Origin of the sequence: Eisenibacter elegans DSM 3317 (assembly GCF_000430505.1) — a bacterium.
Taxonomy (GTDB): Bacteria; Bacteroidota; Bacteroidia; order Cytophagales; family Microscillaceae; genus Eisenibacter; species Eisenibacter elegans.
The window spans coordinates 1-1,664 of the sequence record NZ_KE387155.1 but is presented as its reverse complement, the minus strand read 5'-3'; the positions used below and the strand labels follow the sequence as shown (position 1 = coordinate 1,664).

The following is a 1,664-nucleotide window of genomic DNA, read 5'->3' as shown; positions in this document are numbered from 1 at the left end:
AATCAAGGCAATCTAAATAATCACAAAAATCATAGTGCAGACAAATGAGCGAATGGAAAACATATAAGTTAAGTGAACTTGTCGAGATTAAATACGGTAAAGACCATAAGCATTTAGCAGATGGTGAGTTTCCTGTTTATGGTTCGGGCGGGATTATGCGTTATGCTGAAACGCATTTGTATGACAAGGAAAGCATTCTGATTCCACGAAAAGGCACTTTGAGCAATCTTTTTTATCTTGATAAGCCGTTTTGGTCTGTTGATACAATGTTTTACACCAAAATCAAAAATGGTGTTCACGGAAAGTATTTGTATTACTTATTGAAGTCAATGGATTTAGCTTCAATGAATGTTGGTTCAGCCGTTCCAAGTTTAACAACTGAAGTGTTAAATAAGGTTGAAATCAGTTTGCCCGACCTACCCACCCAACGCCAAATCGCCCAAATCCTTTCTTCCCTTGACGACAAAATAGAACTCAACCTGCAAATGAACCAAACTTTGGAAGCGATGGCACAAGCCATTTTCAAAGAGTGGTTTGTCAATTTCAACTTCCCAAACAGTCTGAACTATGATTCTGATGATTTGCCTGATGGCTGTGATAATAAGAAATCAGGAAAATCATCTAATCAAAAAAATCAAGGTTCAGACAATGGATTGCCGAAGGGGTGGAGAATGGGGAAATTGGGGGAAGTATTACAACCTAAGAAGGGTAAAAATATTACAAAAACACAAGCAATTGAAGGAGATTTTCCAGTTGTTGCAGGTGGTTTAGAACCTTCTTGTTTTCATAATGAATCTAATACAAATGAACCTGTTGTTACAATCAGTAGCTCGGGTGCAAATGCAGGGTTTGTTAGGTTGTATCAAACAAAAGTTTGGTCTTCTGATTCGTGTTTTATTGATAATACAGTCTATCCATTTGTATATTATTGCTATTTATTTTTGAAATATAATCAAAAAAATATTTATGATAGCCAAGAAGGAAGCGCACAACCGCATATTTATCCAAGACATATTATGGACTTAAATACTTTTATTGGTAACGAAAAAATAGTTAAATATTTTGATGAGATTGTCAAACCAATTTTTGAAAAAATAAAATACAACTCATTGCAAATCCAATCCTTAACCCAAACCCGTGACACGCTACTGCCCAAGTTAATGAGCGGGAAAATATGTCTGAACCTTGATTCATTTGATGTAGGTGATGACTTTGATGAGGCAGAAGAAAAATCAGGAAAATCAAATAATCACAAAAATCACAGTCCAGACTATGATTAAAAGCGAGCATAAATATTCAGACTTGACTGCCAAGATAATTGGTTGTGCCATGCGTGTTCATTCTGCATTGGGTAATGGATTTCAGGAAGTTATCTATCAGCGGGCATTGGAAATTGAGATGGCAGATGAAGGATTGGCTTTCAGCAGGGAACACGAAATGCCGGTATATTACAAAAATCAGCAGATAGGCACACGCAGGGTTGATTTTTTAGTGGAAGGCATAGTTTCGGTAGAGTTGAAAGCCATTATCAAATTGGAAGACGTGCATTTGGCACAAGCCATCAATTATTTGGAAGCATACGACCTTGAAATCGGTTTGCTAATCAATTTCGGTGCGAAGAGCTTGGAGTTCAAAAGAGTTCAGAACAAAAAGTTCAATCAAAA

General features: G+C 36.5%; 2 protein-coding genes. Both read left to right on the top strand.

Translation table 11 applies throughout. From position 1 onward, the window contains the following. Window positions 1–44 precede the first annotated feature (44 nt). Complete coding sequence (locus G499_RS21600) at window positions 45–1,280, top strand: restriction endonuclease subunit S (RefSeq protein ID WP_081413893.1); 1,236 nt, start codon at window positions 45–47, stop codon at window positions 1,278–1,280. Beyond that, on the top strand, window positions 1,273–1,664 hold a 392-nt coding region (locus G499_RS0118025; RefSeq protein ID WP_027001085.1), incomplete at its 3' end, for a GxxExxY protein. The genes G499_RS21600 and G499_RS0118025, both read left to right, overlap by 8 nt.

Bases quoted from the DNA above. Each gene is read 5' to 3' on its own strand.
- G499_RS21600 (WP_081413893.1), top strand. From the start codon at position 45: ATGAGCGAATGGAAAACATATAAGTTAAGTGAACTTGTCGAGATTAAA.